Below are 16,974 nucleotides of genomic sequence, written 5' to 3'. Positions count from 1 at the left end.
AGGGCCCCTTCTTATCGCCTGCGGTAGAGGAAGGGGCCCTTCTTAACGTTTCCGGGCGGGGTCAGACGCGCCAGATCCAGGCGTCGGCGATCCGGGTCGACGGTCCGTAGAGCCGCTCCAGCGTCCCGCGCAGGCCGTCCGCGTGCCGCGTGTCGACGGTCAGCACCACGCACGAGGCACCCCAGAAGTCCGCGTCCCGGGCGGCCTGTCGCCGCTGCTCCTCTTCGACGACGGGCTGGAGGCCGCGCTTCCACACCTGGTCCAGCAGGACGGCGGTGGGCCGCCGGGCGGCGCCCATCGCCGCCGAGCCGTTCCGGCCGTACGGCCCGATGAAGAACCCCTCGGGCATGCCGAACTCGGCGTCGGCGGCGGTGGCCCAGCGCATCGGCCACGGCTCGCGGGGCGTGGCGAGCGGCACCGGCACCAGGACGCCGCCGGACGGTACGCACTGCCGCCAGTGACCGGCCGTGATGAACTCGGGCACGGCCGGCCGGGCGGCGGTCGGCAGCGGGAGCGGGAACAGCGGCAGCAGCGCCACCCCGACCGCCGCGGGCACCCACGCCCGGGCCCGGCCACCGCTGCGCAGGGCGCGGTCGACCGCCAGCACCAGCACCGTGGCGATCAGCGGCAGCGCCGGGAGCGCGAACCGCATCGGCAGCGCGCCGTCCACCACCGGCAGGCCGGCGAGCAGGGCGTACGGCCCGGGAAGGGCGCTGCGGTTCCCGTCGACCACCACCTGCGGGCCGAGCGACAGCGACCCCATCACGAGGGTGGCGACCACACACGTCACCACGAGCGGGCGGCGGCCGAGCCAGAGCGCGCAGGCGGCGGCGACCAGCAGCAACGGCCAGCCGAGGAACGTGTTGTACTCCGCCGGCCCGGTGGTCAGCCGAGCGGAGGAGTCGGTGCCGAGGAGCGACAGCGGCGACACGGCCCACCAGCTGCGCAGGTCCGCCGAGAAGTAGTGGGGGCTGAACATCCCGTCGGCGACGCCCTGCGGCCCGGCGAACTGGAACCACAGCGGCCACGCCAGCACGAGCAGGGCGATCCCGGTGGCGAGCATCATCCCGCCGGCGAAGCCGGACAGCGCGCGTCGGGCGAGTTCGCGGTCCGTCACCGCGTACGTGACGGCCATCACCAGGAGCGTGAGCGCGGTGAGGAAGAGCACCTCCTCGCCGATGAAGACCTGCACGCTGACCACCGCCGCGAGACCCACCGCGGACGTGACGACGCGCCGCCGGTCCGGCCCGGCGACGGACGGGCCCGCGGCGTCCGGGGCGGCCGGACCCGTGGCGGCCGGGTCGGTGGCGGCCGGGTACCGGGCAGGCCCCGGGTCGACGGCACGGAGCAGGCGGACCACCAGCCAGACGATCACCGGGACCAGCCACTGCGCCGTCATGTGCAGGTGGCTGTTGGCCTGGGACATGATGCCCGGGCCGAACCCGCAGAGGGCGGCGCCCACCGCGGCGGCAGCCGGCCGGGCCCGCAGCGTACGGGTGTAGAGCAGGTACCAGGCGGTCGCCGTGCCCGCGAGGTTCGCCGCGGCCAGCAGAGCGAACGTGACTGGCGCGCCGAGCAGGAGGGTGACCGGGGACAGCAGCACCCCGAGGGCGATCACCGTCGTGTTGGTCATCATGTTCACCCCGTCGGGGGCGTTCAACCGGTCGGTGAGCAGACCGAAGTCGCCGAGCAGCGCCCGCGAGTCGACGGCGAGGAACCACTCGTAGAGGGCCTGGTCCTCGGGGTTGAGCGACAGGACGCGCGCCCCGGGGTCGGGCCAGAGGCCCTGGGTGAGCCAGCCGGCCAGCGCCACGAAGGACAGCGTGACGGCGAGGTCCACGCGGCGGCGGGCGAGCGCGGCCGGCAATCGGGCCGGCCAGTGCCGGAGCGAGAGCCTGTTGGCGGGGCGGACAGCCTGGTCGGCGGCGGCGTCGGGGGCCGGAGGGGCTGCGCTGCTCACGGCCTCGACCCTAGTGCCGGCCGGGCATCGGGGTACGCCGGGTCGCCGAGGACCCGCTACGGTGACACTGCACCAGGCGTGTCGAACGGGTCGGCGGCACACGCAGCGCCCAGGTCCGTTCGTCGACGCGCCGGTGTCACCGGCCCGGGTGGTGGAACGGCAGACACGGCCGCCTTAAAAGCGGCTGCCGCAAGGCGTGCGGGTTCGACCCCCGCCCCGGGCACTTTCAGCCATCGCTCAGCTTTGTGATCTCCGCGGATTGGTCCGGACGTCTATCCTTGAGTCTGCACGTTGACGTGCAACGACCCCCTGAGGGAGGCCAGACAGTGAAGACCTCGAACCCGGTGCTCGCCCGGCTCGGCCAGGCGGCCGAGCGCGAGCGCGCCGCCGGGTACGCCCCGACCGGGCCGTACGGACAGCCCGGCTACCCCCAGCAGTACCCGACGGAGGCCGGCTACCCGGCCGCGCCGCCCACCGTCAACACCATGTCCATCGACGACGTGGTGGTGAAGACCGTCACCCTGCTCGGCATCCTCGCCGCGTCCGCCGCGGCCGCGTGGGTGCTGGTGCCCGACGCGCTGCTCGGCGTCGCGTGGATCGGCGCCGCCGTGGTCGGCCTGGCGCTCGGTCTCGTCATCTCGTTCTCGCGGATGGCCAACCCGGCGCTGGTCGTCGCGTACGGCGTCGTCGAGGGCGTCTTCGTCGGCATGGTGAGCAAGTACTTCGAGTCGCTCTACGACGGCATCGTGCTCCAGGCGGTCACCGCCACCTTCGGTGTCTTCTTCGTGATGGCCATGCTCTACAAGGCGAAGGTCATCCGGGCGACGCCGGCGTTCGTCAAGGGCATGATCGCGGTCATGGCGGGCCTCTTCGCCGTCATGCTGATCAACCTGGTGCTGGCGCTCTTCGGCATCAACACCGGCCTGCGTGACGGCAGTCCGCTGGCGATCGGCTTCAGCCTGGTCTGCATCGTCGTCGCCGCGCTCAGCTTCGTGCTGAGCTTCAAGGAGGTCGAGGACGGCGTCCGGATGGGCCTGCCGCAGCGCTACTCCTGGGTCGCCGCGTTCGGCATCCTGGTGAGCCTGGTCTGGCTCTACATCGAGATCCTGCGCCTGCTCAGCTACTTCCAGGGCGACGACTGACCGCCCGTTCGCTACAACGGCGACGCCCGGCCCCGCTCCGCGAGGCCGGGCGTCGCCGTTGCAGCCCCACCTCCCCGCGATCTTGCACTTTCTGCCCCGACAAAGCAGTGCAGGTCGGACGAAACAGGGGCCGGAACTGCAAGATCGCGGAACGGGTGAGGGCGTAGACTCCGCCGGGTGAGTGATCCGGGGGAGCAGTTGACGCGGGGCGTTGACCTGTTCGTGCGGCAGGTCGGGCACTGGCAGCAGCCGCGGTGGGCTGCCGTCGCCACCGCCGGCAACGTGTCCCGGGCGGATCTGGTGCACCGGCTGGTGCAGGAGATCGCGAACCTCGCCGCGGACGCCGAGGGCGAGCCCCGGCGCACCGTCCCCCGCCTCGCCAACGACCTGGTCCTGCCGGACCAGCTCCGTGTGGTCGCCGCGGATCTCGTCGCCGCCCGCCCCTCCGCCGAGACGCTGACCCGGGCCGCCGACGAGGTGGCGGCGACCCGTACCGCGCTCTGACCCGAGCCGGGCAAGACATTCTCTGAAGACGCGACGGCCCGCCGACCCGGGGTGGGTCGGCGGGCCGGACGCGGGTCGGTCAGCTCAGGCGCTCGAGGACCATGGCCATGCCCTGGCCGCCCCCGACGCACATGGTCTCCAGACCGATGGTCTTGTCGTGCCACTCCAACGCGTTGAGCAGCGTGCCGGCGATCCGGGCGCCGGTCATGCCGAACGGGTGGCCGACGGCGATCGCGCCGCCCATCACGTTCAGCTTCTCCACCGGGATGCCCAGCTGCCGGTACGAGGGGATCACCTGCGCGGCGAACGCCTCGTTGATCTCGACCAGGTCGACGTCGTCGATGGTCATGCCGGCCCGCTTGAGGGCCTGCTTCGACGCCTCGACCGGGCCCAGGCCCATGATCTCGGGGGAGAGGGCGGTGACGCCGGTGGACACGATCCGGGCCAGCGGGGTGATCCCGAGGTCCTTCGCCCGCTGGGCGCTCATGATCACCACGGCGGCCGCGCCGTCGTTCAGTGGGCAGCAGTTGCCGGCGGTGATCCGGCCGTCGGGCCGGAAGACCGGCTTCAGGCCGGAGACGGCCTCCAGGGTGACACCCGGGCGGGGGCCGTCGTCGGTGCTGACCACGGTGCCGTCCGGCGTGGTGACCGGGGTGATCTCGCGGGCCCAGAAGCCGTCGGCGATCGCCTTCTCGGCGAGGTTCTGGCTGCGTACGCCGAACTCGTCCATGTCGGCGCGGGTCACGTCGTACACCTGGGCCAGGTTCTCCGCGGTCTGCCCCATGGTCAGGTAGACGTCCGGCAGCTCACCGGACTCACGCGGGTCGGTCCACACCTCGGCGCCGCCCTGCGCGCGGGCCGTCGAGCGCTCCTGGGCGGCAGCGAAGCGCGGGTTCTCCCAGCCGCCGCCGACCAGCGCCTGCGCCTCCGGAGGCAGGCCGTCGGAGTTGCCCCGGGCGTACCGGGAGACGGTTTCGACACCGGCGGAGATGAAGACGTCCCCCTCGCCGGCCCGGATGGCGTGCATCGCCATCCGGGTCGTCTGGAGCGACGACGCGCAGTAGCGGGTCAGGGTGGCGCCGGGCAGGCCGTCCAACCCCATCAGGGTGGCGACCACGCGGGCCATGTTGAAGCCCTGCTCACCGCCGGGCAGACCGCACCCCAGGTAGAGGTCGTCGATCTCGGTCGGGTCGAGCTGGGGGATCTTGTCGAGGGCGGCCTGCACGATGGTCGCGGCGAGGTCGTCCGGGCGGACGTCGCGCAGGGACCCCTTGTGTGCCCGGCCGATGGGGGAGCGGGCGGTGGCGACGATGACGGCGTCGCGAGACGACTCAGTCGGCATGAGCCAACGTTAACCCGTCAGTAACATCGTGCGGAAGCCGTGCCGGCGGCGGGAAATGTCACCCCGAGCGACTCCCGGTGCCGCCGTCCGGGCCTCAGGGCCCGCAGCAGGGTCAGTGGCGGGTCGCGACCGCGGCGGCGGCCGCGACCGCCGGGAGCAGGGCGTGGGCCCACACCCGGTAGCCGTCCGCGGACGGGTGGAACCCGTCGTGGCAGAGGGTGCCGGCGTCGGCCCGGAAGACCGGGCCGGTCTCGGTCGCCAGATCGACCACCGTGCCGCCGGCGTCCAGCACCGCGACCGTCTGCGCCCGGGCGACCCGCCGGCCGGACCAGCCGACCAGGTGCCGCAGCGGCGGCGCGATCGCGCGGACCGCACCGAGGTCGGGGCAGGTGCCCACCACGACCTCCACGCGGGCCTCGCGGAGCCGGTGCACGGCCGCCCCGAGGTACGCGGCGGCGTCGGCCGGCCGGCGCATCGTGGTCGCGTCGTTGGCGCCGATGAGGATCACCGCCACGTCGGGGCGTTCGCCGAGCAGGGCCCGGGCGACCTGCGTGGCGAGGTCCGTCGAGCGGGAACCGGAGACGCCCACGCTGGACAGGTGCACCAGCCGCCCGGTGGGGCCCTCGGCGAGCAGGTGGGCGAGCTGGCCGCCGATGGTCTCCTCGAGCCGGTCGACGCCGACGCCGAGCGCCGACGAGTCACCGAGCAGCACCAGCCGCAGCGGTGGCGCGCCGGCCCGCCCGATCGTGGCCCGCAGGGCCAGGCCCAGCTCGGGCTGGGCGTACCGCCGGTGCCGCGCGGCGAAGGCCTGACCGGCCAGGACGGCCGCGCCGCCCACCGCCCCCGCGGCCAGCGAGAGCGCCGCCGCCCGACCCAGCCGGCCGGCGAGGCCCGAGGGGACGAGGTGGCCGGTCACGACGACACCGGCCTCGGGTCGACGATTCGCTCGGTCATGCCAGTCCCTCCACTGCTGGTGAGTCCGCGGCCGGACCGGGTTGCGGCACGGCGCCGACACCGAAGAAGGCCCGCCGGCGAAGCTGTGCCCACCGACCGGCCGGGCCGCGGTCGCGACCCCGCACCTGGGTGCCGCTGACCTCGGTCCCCGCGTGCCGCGCCGCCTCCTGGGCGGCCTCCGGCAGCGACCGTACGCCCTCACCCCGGGTCGGCGCAGCCCTGCGTTCCTGACCCGCGCCCAACGCGGAGAGGATGGTCGGCAGCAGCGCGGCGGCGGCCACGGCGTACCCCTCGGCGGACGGGTGGAACCGGTCCCAGGCGAACATCCGGCCCGGCTCGGCGGCGAACCGGGGGCCGAGCAGGTCACCGAGGGAGACGGTCCAGCCGCCCGCCTCGACCACGGCCACCGTCTGGGCGGCGGCGAGCTGCCGGCTCCACCGGCGGGCCAGCCAGCGCAGCGGCGGCTGGATGGGGCGGATCGCGCCCAGGTCCGGGCAGGTGCCGACGACCACCTCGCAGCCGGCGGCGCGCAGCGCGGTCACCGCCTCGACCAGGTAGCGCACGGCGAGCGCGGGCGGGGTGCGGTTGGTGACGTCGTTGCCGCCGACCAGGATCACGGCGATGTCGGGGCGGCACTCCAGCGCGGCCTCGACCTGGTGCCGCAGCACCGCGGAGAGGGCGCCGACCACCGCGAACCGGTGCAACCGGACCGGCCGTTGCAGCCGCCGCGACAGGCCGGTGGCGAGCAGCGAGCCCGGCGTCTCGCGGCGGCGGTGCACGCCGTACCCGGCGGCGGAGGAGTCGCCGAGGATGACCATCGTGATCGCGGGGCCGGGCAGCTTGGCGCCGTACACCCCGTCGCAGCGCGGCGGCGGGGCCTCCGCCATCGGGATGGTGCGGCGGGCCTGGCGGGCCTGGCCGATCAGCACCCCGCCGGTGGCGACGGCGGCCGCCGCGGTCGCGCCCGTGCCGAGCGCGGCCAGCCGGGCGATGCGCCGGACCTGCCGCCAGCGCGGACCGGCCGGAACGACGGAACCAGCGACCCCCATGTACCGACATTATCGCGACCCCACGACACGCCGCTGTCGGCGTGACGGCACGCCGGTGCCTGGAAATCGACGCGTCCGGGTACCTGTTCCCACGTCCCCCGGTGCGGTTGCGCCGGGACGGCACCCTGACGTACGGGAGGGAGCGACGAGATGGGGAAGACACTGCAACGGCGCGCGGCGTTCACCGCACTGGCCCGCGCGCTCATGGCCGGGGCCCGGGGCGGGCCGTCACTCGGGGCGCGGCTGGCGGCGCTGCCCCGGATGGTCCGGGCGACGGCCCGGGGGGAGTACGACGGCGGCCTGCGGCTGGCCCTGATGACGGCGGCCACGGCGTACATCGTCTCGCCGGTCGACCTGCTGCCGGAGATCCCGTTGGCGATCTTCGGCCTGGCCGACGACGCGGTCATGGTCACCTGGCTGGCCGGCAGCGTCCTCGCGGAGACCGAGCGCTTCCTGGAGTGGGAGAAGCGCCGCACGTCCGTCGTCCCGGGCGAGGTGGTCGCCTGACGGCACGTAGGCTGGGCGCGAGTATTCGTCTGCCCGGCCGCCCACCCGGCGGCGCCGGAGGAGAAGGGCACAACCAGGTGCAGTACTACGACAACGTCGTCGAGTTGATCGGCAACACCCCGCTGGTACGGCTGCGCAACGTCACCGAGGGCATCCAGGCGACCGTCCTGGCGAAGGTGGAGTACCTGAACCCCGGTGGGTCGGTCAAGGACCGGATCGCCCTGCGCATGGTCGAGGACGCCGAGAAGGCGGGCATCCTCAAGCCGGGCGGCACGATCGTCGAGCCGACCAGCGGCAACACGGGGGTCGGGCTGGCGCTGGTGGCCCAGCTCAAGGGCTACCGGTGCGTGTTCGTCTGCCCGGACAAGGTCAGCCAGGACAAGCAGGACGTGCTGCGGGCGTACGGGGCCGAGGTCGTGGTCTGCCCGACCGCTGTCGCCCCGGAGGACCCGCGCTCGTACTACAACGTGTCCGATCGGCTGGCCCGGGAGATCCCCGGTGCCTGGAAGCCCAACCAGTACGCGAACCCGGCGAACCCCCGCTCGCACTACGAGACCACCGGCCCGGAGCTGTGGAAGCAGACCGAGGGCGGGATCACCCACTTCGTCGCGGGCGTCGGCACCGGCGGCACGATCTCCGGCATCGGCCGCTACCTGAAGGAGGCGTCCGAGGGTCGCGTGCGGATCGTCGGCGCGGACCCGGAGGGCTCGGTCTACTCCGGCGGCACCGGCCGGCCGTACCTGGTCGAGGGTGTCGGCGAGGACTTCTGGCCGGAGACGTACGACCGGGGCGTCGCCGACGAGATCATCGAGGTCTCCGACAAGGCGTCGTTCGAGATGACCCGCCGCCTGGCCCGCGAGGAGGGGCTGCTGGTCGGCGGCTCCTGCGGCATGGCGGTCGTCGCGGCGCTGGAGGTGGCCCGCAAGGCCGGCCCGGACGACGTGGTCGTGGTGCTGCTCCCGGACGGCGGCCGGGGCTACCTGTCGAAGATCTTCAACGACACCTGGATGGCCCGGTACGGCTTCCTGGACAACTCCGGGTCGGAGCCGACCGTGGCCGACGCGCTCGCCGCCAAGCCGGGCGCTCTGCCCGAGCTGGTGCACGTCCACCCGACCGAGACGGTCCGCGACGCGATCGACTACATGCGCGAGTACGGCGTCTCCCAGCTGCCGGTGCTGAAGGCCGAGCCGCCGGTGGTGACCGGCGAGGTGGCCGGTTCGATCGCGGAGAAGGACCTGCTCGACGCGCTGTTCACCGGGCAGGCCCACCTGCACGACACCATCGAGCGGCACATGGCCGAGCCGCTGCCGATGGTCGGCGGCGGCCAGCCGGTCAGCGAGGCGGTGGCCCTGCTGGCGAAGTCCGACGCCGCCCTCGTGCTGGTCGACGGCAAGCCCAAGGGTGTGCTCACCCGCCAGGACCTGCTTGCCCACCTCGGCGCCCGCTGAGTGGTAAGGAAGGGCCCCTTGTTAACGCCTGGCGTAGAACAAGGGGCCCTTTTTAACGCTGGCCGTCAGCGGGTCAGCTCGGTGGGCACCGCCACCACGTCGACGAGGGCGCCCTTGCGGAGCACGGTTACCGGGAGGCGGCTGCCGATCGAGTCGCCCAGCATGAGCCGTTGCAGCCCCTGGCCGTCGCTGACTGGCCGGCCGCCGGCGGACAGGATCACGTCGCCGAGGTAGATCCCGGCCAACCCGGCGGGGCTGCCGGGCACCACCTCCACCACCCGCAGGCCGCGCCGCTGGCCGGTCCGCGCGACGATCTCCGGCGGCAGCGGGACCGGCACGCTCGCCACGCCCAGCCAGGCCCGGCGAACCCGCCCGTGGGCGGTGAGGTCGCCGATGATCTGCCGGGTGGTGGCGTTGATGGGTACGGCCAGCCCGAGCCCGTACCCGGCGACCGCGGTGTTCACCCCGACCACCCGGCCGGTCGAGTCGGCGAGCGCACCGCCCGAGTTGCCCGGGTTCAGTGCGGCGTCGGTCTGGATGACGTCCTCGATGAGGCGGGTGACCCGGCCGTCGCGCGCCGGCAGCGACCGGCCGAGCCCGGAGACCACGCCGGCGGTGACCGAGCCGGCCAGCCCCATTGGGTTGCCGACGGCCACCACCAACTGGCCGATCCGCAGCCCGTCGGCGTCACCCAGCTCGACCGGCGGCACGGGTGCCTCCTCGACGCGGAGCACCGCGAGGTCGGAGAGCGGGTCCGCTCCCACCACGCGGAAGCGGGTCTCGGTGCCGTCGCCGAACGCCGCCGACCCGTCGCCCGCCCCCTGCACCACGTGGGCGCTGGTCAGCAGCAGGTCGGGGCCGATGACGACGGCCGAGCCGGCTCCGGCGCCGCGCGCGGTCCGCACCGACAGCGCCGCCACGCTCGGCAGCACGCGGGCCGCCACCGTCGTGACGACCTGGGAGTACGCGTCCAGCGCGGCCTCCTCGGCCGGCCCGGAGGTGGTGCGATCGGTGTCCATGCCCCCGGCAACGCCGCCGGATCGACGCTCATGCCCGGATCCGCTCAGAGCGAACGCCGCCCGCAGGTGTTAAGAGGGGACCCTTCCTCTACCGGAGGCGTTAAGAAGGGGCCCTTCCTTACACCTCGCGCGCGTAGCGGAGCTGGGCGGTGCGGGTGGTGCCGATCCACTCCTCGCGTTCGACCCCGGTCGCCGCCCAGCCGCCGCGCTCGTAGAAGCGCCGCGCATGCGCGTTCCCGCGCAGCACCCAGAGCGCCGCCTGCCGCCAGCCCTGCGACCGCATCGCGTCCAGCGCGTCGACCATCAGCGCACGGCCGACCCCGCGGCCCTGCTCCGCCGGCTCCAGGTGGAGCGCGTAGAGCAGGCCGGTCGCCGGGTCGCCCTCGTCGTCCGGGCCGACGTAACTGAATCCGGCGAGCGTGCCGTCCCGCTCGGCGAGCATCATGCGGTGGCTGTCCCGCTCCCAGCTCCACCGCTCGGTCCAGTACCGCCCCATCTCCTCGCCGCTGGGCGCGGTCAGGGATTCGGGCGGCAGGAACGACGAGTACGCGGCGACGCGGGACCGCTGGTGCAGCATCCCGACCGCCATCAGGTCGCCCGCGGTGGCGGGACGGAGCGTGACGGTCACCCGGCCGAGGGTACCCGTCGTGGCGGCACCTGCACGGTCATCAGGTCCTCGGCGATCACCAGGTCACCGTCGAAGTGCGCCCGGGCCTCGTCGGCGAAGCGGGCTGGGTCCGCGTACCGCTGGGAGAAGTGGGTGAGCACGAGCCGGCGTACGCCCGACTCGCTGGCCACCCGCGCGGCCTGCGCCGCCGTGAGGTGGCCGGCCTCGGCGGCGAGCGCGGCCTCCGACTCCAGGAACGTCGACTCGATGACCAGCAGGTCGGCGTGCTCGGCCAGGGCGTACGCCCCGTCGCAGAGGCCGGTGTCCATCACGAAGGCGAACCGCTGCCCCGGCCGGGGGACGCTCACCTCGTCCCGGGTGACGCGGCGCCCGTTCACGTCCAGGTGGCCGACGCGCAGCAGCTCACCGACGGCCGGGCCGGTGATGCCGTACGCAGACAGCTTCTCCGGCAGCATCCGGCACCCGTCCGGCTCGACCAGCCGGTAGCCGTACGTCTCGATGGGGTGCCGCAGCCGGCGCGCCTCCAGCGTGCCGCCGCGCAGCGGGATCAGCTGCCCGTCGGCGTCGATCGGCTCGACGGTCAGCTCGGCGGTCTCGTAGAAGCTCGACGCGTGCCGCAGCCGGGCGAAGTACTCGGCGCCGCCGGCCGGGAAGTGCACCGCCACCGGGTGGGGCACCCGGTCGAGGGAGAGGCGCTGGATCGTGCCGGGCAGCCCGAGGCAGTGGTCGCCGTGGAAGTGGGTGACGCAGATCCGGGTCAGGTCGGTGGCGGTGACCGTGCTGTGCAGGAGCTGCCGCTGGCTGCCCTCGCCCGGGTCGAAGAGGATCACCTCGTCGTCCCAGCGCAGCACGTACCCGTTGTGGTTGCGCGCCCGGGTCGGTGCCTGGCTGGCCGTCCCGAGCACCACCAGCTCGCGCATCGACACGGTGAGCTCCCGGCTGAGCTGACGATTCCGGCTTCGCCGGAGATGAACGACCCCCGGGGCTTCCGCGCTGACGCGGGCCGGCTGGACTGGGCCGGCACCCCGGGGGTCGGGTGGCTGTCGTGGATTCGCCGCACCGCTGCCACACGGTCTCGACGATGGTGCCTGTGCCCACCCCTCGCGGGGCGGACGGGATTACTGTCGAGGACAGCGGCTAGCGGACAGCCACCTCACGAGTCCGATTGCTATACAAGTCTGGACCACCTCCTTTCCCGTGTACCGCCACGCTATCCAGAGCCCGGTGGCCCGGGCAACGGATTTCGATCACAGGCCCCGCCGGGAATGCGTCCGCGCTAGTTCACCGTCAGGCCAGGTACTCGACATGCGGAACTGGCTGCGCGGGGGGCGGCCCGCCGGTCATCATCGGCTCATGGCGACGAGGGAAGCGGGGGGAGCCGGGCCGCGGCGACGGACCTACGGAGCAGGCCGGCGGACGGGCCTCGCCTGGGTCGCCTGGGCCGCCGCGGTGCTCGTCCTCTGGATCCTCAGCCGGCCGATCGGCGCGGCCGCCGGCCCGCGCTGGGCCGAGGAGGTGGCGCTGGTGCTGGTGATCGCCCTGGCCGTCGTCTCCGCCCCGCCGGTGCTCGCGCGCATCAGCAGACTGCCCATCGACCTCCCGTCCGGTGAGGGGCGCGGTCAGGAGGCGGCGGTGATGCCGATGGGGCCCTCGCGCGGGCCCTCCTCGCTGGCGGGCTGAACGGCCAGCGACGGGAAGTCCGCCAGGTCGCCCTCCGGCTCCGCGTCCCACTCGGGGAAGACCAGGTCGCTCTGGAGGTAGAGGCAGAGCAGCTGGGTCAGGTGACGCAGCCCGTCCAGGTGGGTGCGCTCGTGGCCGTGGGTGGCGTCCACCCCGAAGCCGAGCAGCGCCACCCGCGCGTGCGCGCCCGCCTCGACGGCGGCCGCCACGTCCGAGCGGTAGTAGTCGAACACGTCGCGGACCAGGTCGACGTGGTGCTCCCCGGCGATCGACGCCAGGTTGCGGGTCAGGTGGTAGTCGAACGGGCCCACCCCGTCGCCCATGGCCAGGGTCGCCGCGTTCTCCCGGGACTGCTGTCCGGGGGCCACCACGGCCGCGTCCACCGAGACGATCTCCGCCACGTCCGGGTCCAGCCCGTGCGAGGCGCCGTGGCCGATCTCCTCGGTCACCGTGATCAGCAGGTGGGCGGTGACCGCCGGGGTGACGCCCGCGTCGACCATCGCCTTGAACGCGGTCAGCACGGCGGCGACCCCGGCCTTGTCGTCGAGGTGGCGAGACTTCACGTACCCGGACGGGGCGATCTGCGGGTTTGGCAGCAGCGCCACGAAGTCGCCGGCGTCGATGCCCAGCGCGCGCAGGCCGGCGATGTCCTCGACCGGCTCGTCCACGCGCACCTCGACCAGTTCCCAGCCGATGCCCTGGGAGTCGACCGCCTCGTTGTAGCGGTGGCCGCTCGCCTTCAGCGGGAGCACCTGCCCGGTGATCACCCGGTCCAGGTCGTCGGTGAAGATCCGGACGTGGGCGCCCTCGGCGAAGCGGGCGCTGTGCGTACCGATCGGCTTCAGCTCCAGCCGGCCGTTCTCCTTCAGCCGCTTCACCATGCCGCCGATGGTGTCCGTGTGCACCACGATCGCCCGGTCCGCGCCCGTGGTCCGGGGACCGGGCAGGCAGGCGCTGAGCGCGCCGCGCCGGGTCAGCGTCGACGGGATCCCGAGCGCGGCCAGCCGCTCGCCCACGTACTGCTGCACGTGGTCGGTACGCCCCGACGGGCTCGGGATCTCCAGCAGCTCCACCAGCACCTGGCGCAGGTAGTCGAGGTCGAGCGGGAGCGGAGCGGGCTTCGCGGTCATGCCCCTGAGCTTGCCGCACCCGCCGGGGACCACAGACGTTGAGGGGCCCGGGTGCCGGGGAAGAGCAGGTCGACGAAGCGCTCGGCGGTCGGCTGCGGCTCGTGGTTGGCCAGGCCCGGCCGCTCGTTGGCCTCGATGAAGACGTGCTCGGGCCGGTCCGGCGCGGGCACCAGCAGGTCCAGCCCGGTCACCGGGATGTCCAGCGCCCGGCTCGCGGTCACGCACGCCTCGGCGATCGCCGGGTGCAGCTCGGCGGTGACGTCGTGGATCGTGCCGCCGGTGTGCAGGTTGGCGGTCCGCCGGACGGCGAGCACCTGCCCCTCCGGCAGGACGTCGTCGAGCGCGTACCCGGCCTCGGCGACCACCTCGCGGGTCATGTCGTCCAGCGGGATGCGGGACTCACCGCCGGTCGCGGCCGCGCGGCGGCGGCTCTGCCGCTCGATCAGCTCGGCGATGTCGTGCACCCCGTCGCCCGTGATCGACGCCGGCCGGCGTACCGCCGCGGCCACCACCTCGTGGTCGATCACGACGACCCGCAGGTCCTCGCCGGAGCACAGCTCCTCCAGCAGCACCTCCGGGCAGAACCGGGCGGCCAGCTCCACCGCCGCCCGCAGGGCCTCGGGTGTCCGGACCCCGACGGTGATGCCGTTGCCCTGCTCACCCCGGGCCGGCTTGACGACCAACTGGCCCACCTCGGCGAGGAACGCCGCGTCGGCCTGGTCGCCGGTGGCGGTCCGGCCGCGCGGCACCGAGAGCCCGGCCTGGGCGAGGATCCGCCGGGTGACGCGCTTGTCGTCGCAGCGGCTCATCGCCACCGCCGAGGTCAGCTCGGACAGCGACTCCCGGGTGAGGACGGTCCGGCCGCCGCTGCTCAGCCGCAGCTCGCCCCAGGCCGGGTCGGTCACCTCCACCCGGATGCCGCGGCGCATCGCCTCGTCCGCGACGATCTTCGCGTACGGGTTGAGCCGGTCGTACCCCTCGGGCATGGCGGGCAGGAAGAGGCGCTCGTTGATCGGGTTCTTCCGCTTCACGCAGAGGGTGGTGGTCCGGTAGAAGCCGAGCCGCTCGTAGAGCCGGATCGCGCCCGTGTTCTCGGCGAGCACCGACAGGTCCACGTACGCCCGACCCCGCTCGACCAGCCGGGCCGCCAGCTCGGTGATCAGCGCCTGCCCGGTGCCGGGCGGCGCCGCGTTGAAGTCGACGGTCAGGCACCACAGGCTGGCGCCGTTGTCCGGGTCGTCGAAGACCGCAACGTGGTCGACGCCGGTGATGGTGCCGACGATCTCGCCGGTCGCGTCCTCGGCGACCAGGTGCAGGAAGCGGTCGCTGCCGGCGTTGGCCACCAGCACGTCCACCGGCGCCGTGACCATGCCGTTGGCCGCGTAGATCCGGTTGACGTCGTCGGCGTCGTCCGCGTCGCGCAGCGGCCGGATCCGCAGCCCGGGAATCTCGGGTGCGCCGGGCCGCTCGCCGTCCAGCGGCAACCGGTAGGTCAGCGACGGGTCGATGAACAGCTCGTCCGGCAGGCGGGAGACCAGCACGTGCGGGTCGCGCAGGTAGATGCAGATGTCCCGGGCCCCGGCCGCCTCCGAGCGCAGCACGTCGGCGACGGCCGCCTGGTCGCTGAAGGTCTGGCCGAACACCAGCCGGCCCCAGCCGCAGTCCAGCACCACGCCGTCGGCGCGCTCGTCGGCGGCACCGGCCTCGGCCGGCGCGGCGGTCGCCGCCACCGGGTCGCCGCCCGGCCCGACCCGCTCGAACCGCCGGCTCCGGCCGCGCACCTGGTCCGCGATGGCCACCCCGGTCGCGAGAGTGTCGCTCACGGTCAGTCGATTCCGTGGCTCTGGAGCCACATTTCCAGGAGTCCCAGTTGCCACAGCTTGTTTCCGTTCAACGGAGTCAGTTCGGCGTTCGGGTCGGCGAGCAGGGCGTCGACGTAGTCGGCCCGGTACAGGTCCCGGCGGCGGGCCTCCGGTGCGGTGAGGGCGTCGCGTACCCGGTCGAGGAGCTTGCCCTCCAGATGGGTGAGGCCCGGGACGGGGAAGTAGCCCTTCGGCCGGTCGATCACCTCGTGCGGGAGGAGCCGGCGGCCGATCTCCTTGAGCACGCCCTTGCCGCCCTGCGCGAGCTTCAGCTCCGGGGGGCAGCTCGCGGCGAGCTCCACGAACTCGTGGTCCAGGAACGGCACCCGGGCCTCCAGGCCGTGCGCCATGGTCATGTTGTCGACCCGCTTCACCGGATCGTCGGTCAGCATCACCTGCGTGTCGATCCGCAGGCCGGCGTCGACCGCGGTCTGCGCGCCGCGCCGCGCCAGGTGCGCGGCCACGAACTCCCGCGCCGGGTCGCCGTCGGCCAGCCATTCGGAGTTGAGTACGCGGGCCAGCCCGGCCGCGTCCCGGTCGAAGAACGCCGTCGCGTACGTGTCGAGCGCGTCCTCCCGGGCCACCCGGGCCAGCGGCGGGTACCAGTGGTAGCCGCCCAGGATCTCGTCCGCGCCCTGACCCGACTGCACGACCTTGACGTGCCGGGCGACCTCCTGGCTGAGCAGGTAGAACGCGACGCAGTCGTGGCTGACCATCGGCTCGCTCATCGCGGCGACAGCCGCCTCCAGCGGTGGCACCAGGTCACCGGTCGGCACCTTGATCTGGTGGTGGTCGGTGTCGAAGGTCTTCGCCACCAGGTCGGAGTAGCGGAACTCGTCGCCCTCCCGGCCGCCGACGGCGTCGAAGCCGATGGAGAACGTGGACAGTCCACGCTGGCCCTCACCGGCGAGCAGGGCCACCACCAGGCTGGAGTCCAGGCCGCCGGAGAGCAGTACGCCGACCGGCACGTCGGCGACCATCCGCCGGCGTACGGCGGTGGTCAGCGACTCCAGCAGGGCGTCCTGCCAGTCCTTCTCGGACCAGCCGGCGTGGTCGGCGTTCCGGGTGAACGACGGGTCCCAGTAGACCCGCTCGTGCGTACGGCCGTCCGGCTCGTAGACCCGGACCGTGGCCGGGGGCAGCTTGGCCACGCCGCGCAGGATGGTCCGCGGCGGCGGCACGATGCTGTGGAAGCTCAGGTAGTGCGCGAGCGCGACCGGGTCGATGGAGGTGTCGATCCCGCCGCCGGCCAGCAGCGCCGGCAGGGTGCTCGCGAAGCGGACGACGCCCGGCGACTCGGCCAGGTAGAGGGGCTTGATGCCGAGCCGGTCCCGGGCCAGGACCAGCCGGCCGCTGTCCCGCTCGGTGATCGCCACGGCGAACATGCCGATCAGGTGGTCGACGAAGTCGAGGCCCCACTCGGCGTACGCCTTGAGCACGACCTCGCTGTCACCGGACGAGAAGAACCGGTGGCCCTTGGCCTGGAGTTCGGCGCGCAGCTCGCGGTAGTTGTAGACGCAGCCGTTGAAGACGCCGGTGAGGCCGGCGGCCGCGTCCACGAGCGGCTGCCCGCTCGCGGCGGAGAGGTCGATGATCTTCAGGCGGCGGTGCCCCAGGGCCGTCGGCCCCTGCGCCCACACGCCGCTGTCGTCCGGCCCCCGGTCACTCATCGTGGCCGCCATGCGCTCCACCGCCGACACGTCGGCGCGCGAGCCGTCACGGCGGAACTCACCCGCAAGTCCGCACATG

Annotated in this window: 15 protein-coding genes and 1 tRNA gene; 6 read left to right on the top strand and 10 right to left on the bottom strand. The window is 73.6% G+C overall.

The window, feature by feature from the left end; translation table 11 throughout:
• Nucleotides 1–61: 61 nt before the first annotated feature.
• Nucleotides 62–1,960, bottom strand: coding sequence for a hypothetical protein (locus ACTMS0_RS00480; RefSeq protein WP_441153063.1), 1,899 nt, complete (start codon nucleotides 1,958–1,960; stop codon nucleotides 62–64).
• A gap of 142 nt (nucleotides 1,961–2,102) precedes the next feature.
• Between ACTMS0_RS00480 and ACTMS0_RS00475 the strand changes: the two genes are divergently transcribed.
• The 3 genes from ACTMS0_RS00475 (at nucleotide 2,103) to ACTMS0_RS00465 (ending at nucleotide 3,606) form a co-directional block, all read left to right on the top strand.
• Nucleotides 2,103–2,183, top strand: a tRNA-Leu gene (locus ACTMS0_RS00475).
• A 103-nt stretch (nucleotides 2,184–2,286) separates the two neighbouring features.
• The gene (locus tag ACTMS0_RS00470) at nucleotides 2,287–3,102 is read left to right on the top strand and encodes a Bax inhibitor-1/YccA family protein (protein ID WP_441153062.1); all 816 of its coding nucleotides are present in this window, start codon (nucleotides 2,287–2,289) and stop codon (nucleotides 3,100–3,102) included.
• A 177-nt stretch (nucleotides 3,103–3,279) separates the two neighbouring features.
• Nucleotides 3,280–3,606, top strand: a complete 327-nt coding sequence (locus ACTMS0_RS00465; protein WP_441153061.1) for a hypothetical protein — start codon at nucleotides 3,280–3,282, stop codon at nucleotides 3,604–3,606.
• Between the two features lie 79 nt (nucleotides 3,607–3,685).
• Here the strand turns inward: ACTMS0_RS00465 and ACTMS0_RS00460 are convergent, their stop codons facing one another.
• The 3 genes from ACTMS0_RS00460 to ACTMS0_RS00450 form a co-directional block, all read right to left on the bottom strand.
• On the bottom strand, nucleotides 3,686–4,948 hold the full coding sequence (locus ACTMS0_RS00460; protein WP_441153060.1) for an acetyl-CoA C-acetyltransferase: 1,263 nt from the start codon (nucleotides 4,946–4,948) through the stop codon (nucleotides 3,686–3,688).
• A 112-nt stretch (nucleotides 4,949–5,060) separates the two neighbouring features.
• Nucleotides 5,061–5,864 carry an SGNH/GDSL hydrolase family protein gene (locus tag ACTMS0_RS00455; protein ID WP_441153059.1) on the bottom strand — a complete coding sequence of 268 codons (804 nt, stop codon included), beginning with the start codon at nucleotides 5,862–5,864 and terminating at the stop codon, nucleotides 5,061–5,063.
• Between the two features lie 34 nt (nucleotides 5,865–5,898).
• Nucleotides 5,899–6,951: an SGNH/GDSL hydrolase family protein gene (locus tag ACTMS0_RS00450; protein ID WP_441153058.1), complete on the bottom strand. Its 1,053-nt coding sequence runs from the start codon at nucleotides 6,949–6,951 to the stop codon at nucleotides 5,899–5,901.
• Between the two features lie 150 nt (nucleotides 6,952–7,101).
• Here ACTMS0_RS00450 and ACTMS0_RS00445 point away from each other — a divergent pair, with 150 nt between their 5' ends.
• Nucleotides 7,102–7,458, top strand: a complete 357-nt coding sequence (locus ACTMS0_RS00445) for a YkvA family protein (protein ID WP_441153057.1) — start codon at nucleotides 7,102–7,104, stop codon at nucleotides 7,456–7,458.
• Nucleotides 7,459–7,535: 77 nt separating this feature from the next.
• Nucleotides 7,536–8,906, top strand: coding sequence for a cystathionine beta-synthase (locus ACTMS0_RS00440; RefSeq protein ID WP_441153056.1), 1,371 nt, complete (start codon nucleotides 7,536–7,538; stop codon nucleotides 8,904–8,906).
• 65 nt (nucleotides 8,907–8,971) lie between these two features.
• On the opposite strand, the gene ACTMS0_RS00435 is transcribed toward ACTMS0_RS00440, so the two are convergent.
• From ACTMS0_RS00435 to ACTMS0_RS00425, 3 genes are all read right to left on the bottom strand, one after another.
• Nucleotides 8,972–9,925: a S1C family serine protease gene (locus ACTMS0_RS00435; protein WP_441153055.1), complete on the bottom strand. Its 954-nt coding sequence runs from the start codon at nucleotides 9,923–9,925 to the stop codon at nucleotides 8,972–8,974.
• 118 nt (nucleotides 9,926–10,043) lie between these two features.
• Nucleotides 10,044–10,553 carry an N-acetyltransferase family protein gene (locus ACTMS0_RS00430; protein WP_441153054.1) on the bottom strand — a complete coding sequence of 170 codons (510 nt, stop codon included), beginning with the start codon at nucleotides 10,551–10,553 and terminating at the stop codon, nucleotides 10,044–10,046.
• Nucleotides 10,550–11,479, bottom strand: a complete 930-nt coding sequence (locus tag ACTMS0_RS00425; RefSeq protein ID WP_441153053.1) for a ribonuclease Z — start codon at nucleotides 11,477–11,479, stop codon at nucleotides 10,550–10,552. The genes ACTMS0_RS00430 and ACTMS0_RS00425 overlap by 4 nt, the downstream gene beginning before the upstream one ends.
• Nucleotides 11,480–11,906: 427 nt before the next feature.
• Here ACTMS0_RS00425 and ACTMS0_RS00420 point away from each other — a divergent pair, with 427 nt between their 5' ends.
• Entirely contained in the window at nucleotides 11,907–12,233 is a 327-nt protein-coding gene (locus ACTMS0_RS00420) for a hypothetical protein (protein ID WP_441153052.1), read from the top strand.
• Here ACTMS0_RS00420 and ACTMS0_RS00415 read toward each other — a convergent pair.
• From ACTMS0_RS00415 to ACTMS0_RS00405, 3 genes are read right to left on the bottom strand one after another with little or no spacing between them, the layout of a single operon-like run.
• Nucleotides 12,173–13,363 carry an osmoprotectant NAGGN system M42 family peptidase gene (locus tag ACTMS0_RS00415; protein WP_441153051.1) on the bottom strand — a complete coding sequence of 397 codons (1,191 nt, stop codon included), beginning with the start codon at nucleotides 13,361–13,363 and terminating at the stop codon, nucleotides 12,173–12,175. The two genes, ACTMS0_RS00420 and ACTMS0_RS00415, sit on opposite strands and share 61 nt — an antisense overlap.
• Nucleotides 13,360–15,186: an N-acetylglutaminylglutamine synthetase gene (ngg, locus tag ACTMS0_RS00410; protein ID WP_441153050.1), complete on the bottom strand. Its 1,827-nt coding sequence runs from the start codon at nucleotides 15,184–15,186 to the stop codon at nucleotides 13,360–13,362. Before ngg ends, ACTMS0_RS00415 begins: the two co-directional genes overlap by 4 nt.
• Nucleotides 15,187–15,188: 2 nt before the next feature.
• Nucleotides 15,189–16,973, bottom strand: coding sequence for an N-acetylglutaminylglutamine amidotransferase (locus ACTMS0_RS00405; RefSeq protein ID WP_441153049.1), 1,785 nt, complete (start codon nucleotides 16,971–16,973; stop codon nucleotides 15,189–15,191).
• Nucleotide 16,974: the final 1 nt, after the last annotated feature.

The organism is Micromonospora sp. H33 (genome assembly GCF_052068455.1).
Lineage (GTDB): Bacteria > Actinomycetota > Actinomycetes > Mycobacteriales > Micromonosporaceae > Micromonospora.
Note: the sequence above shows the minus strand (reverse complement) of the source record. Positions and strands in the feature narration are given on the sequence as shown.

Excerpts from the sequence above, each read along its gene's own strand:
- ACTMS0_RS00460 (WP_441153060.1), bottom strand. The coding sequence starts at position 4,948 with ATGCCGACTGAGTCGTCTCGCGACGCCGTCATCGTCGCCACCGCCCGC.
- ACTMS0_RS00435 (WP_441153055.1), bottom strand. The coding sequence starts at position 9,925 with ATGGACACCGATCGCACCACCTCCGGGCCGGCCGAGGAGGCCGCGCTG.
- ACTMS0_RS00445 (WP_441153057.1), top strand. The coding sequence starts at position 7,102 with ATGGGGAAGACACTGCAACGGCGCGCGGCGTTCACCGCACTGGCCCGC.
- ACTMS0_RS00415 (WP_441153051.1), bottom strand. The coding sequence starts at position 13,363 with ATGACCGCGAAGCCCGCTCCGCTCCCGCTCGACCTCGACTACCTGCGC.
- ACTMS0_RS00450 (WP_441153058.1), bottom strand. The coding sequence starts at position 6,951 with ATGGGGGTCGCTGGTTCCGTCGTTCCGGCCGGTCCGCGCTGGCGGCAG.
- ACTMS0_RS00405 (WP_441153049.1), bottom strand. The coding sequence starts at position 16,973 with ATGTGCGGACTTGCGGGTGAGTTCCGCCGTGACGGCTCGCGCGCCGAC.
- ACTMS0_RS00420 (WP_441153052.1), top strand. The coding sequence starts at position 11,907 with ATGGCGACGAGGGAAGCGGGGGGAGCCGGGCCGCGGCGACGGACCTAC.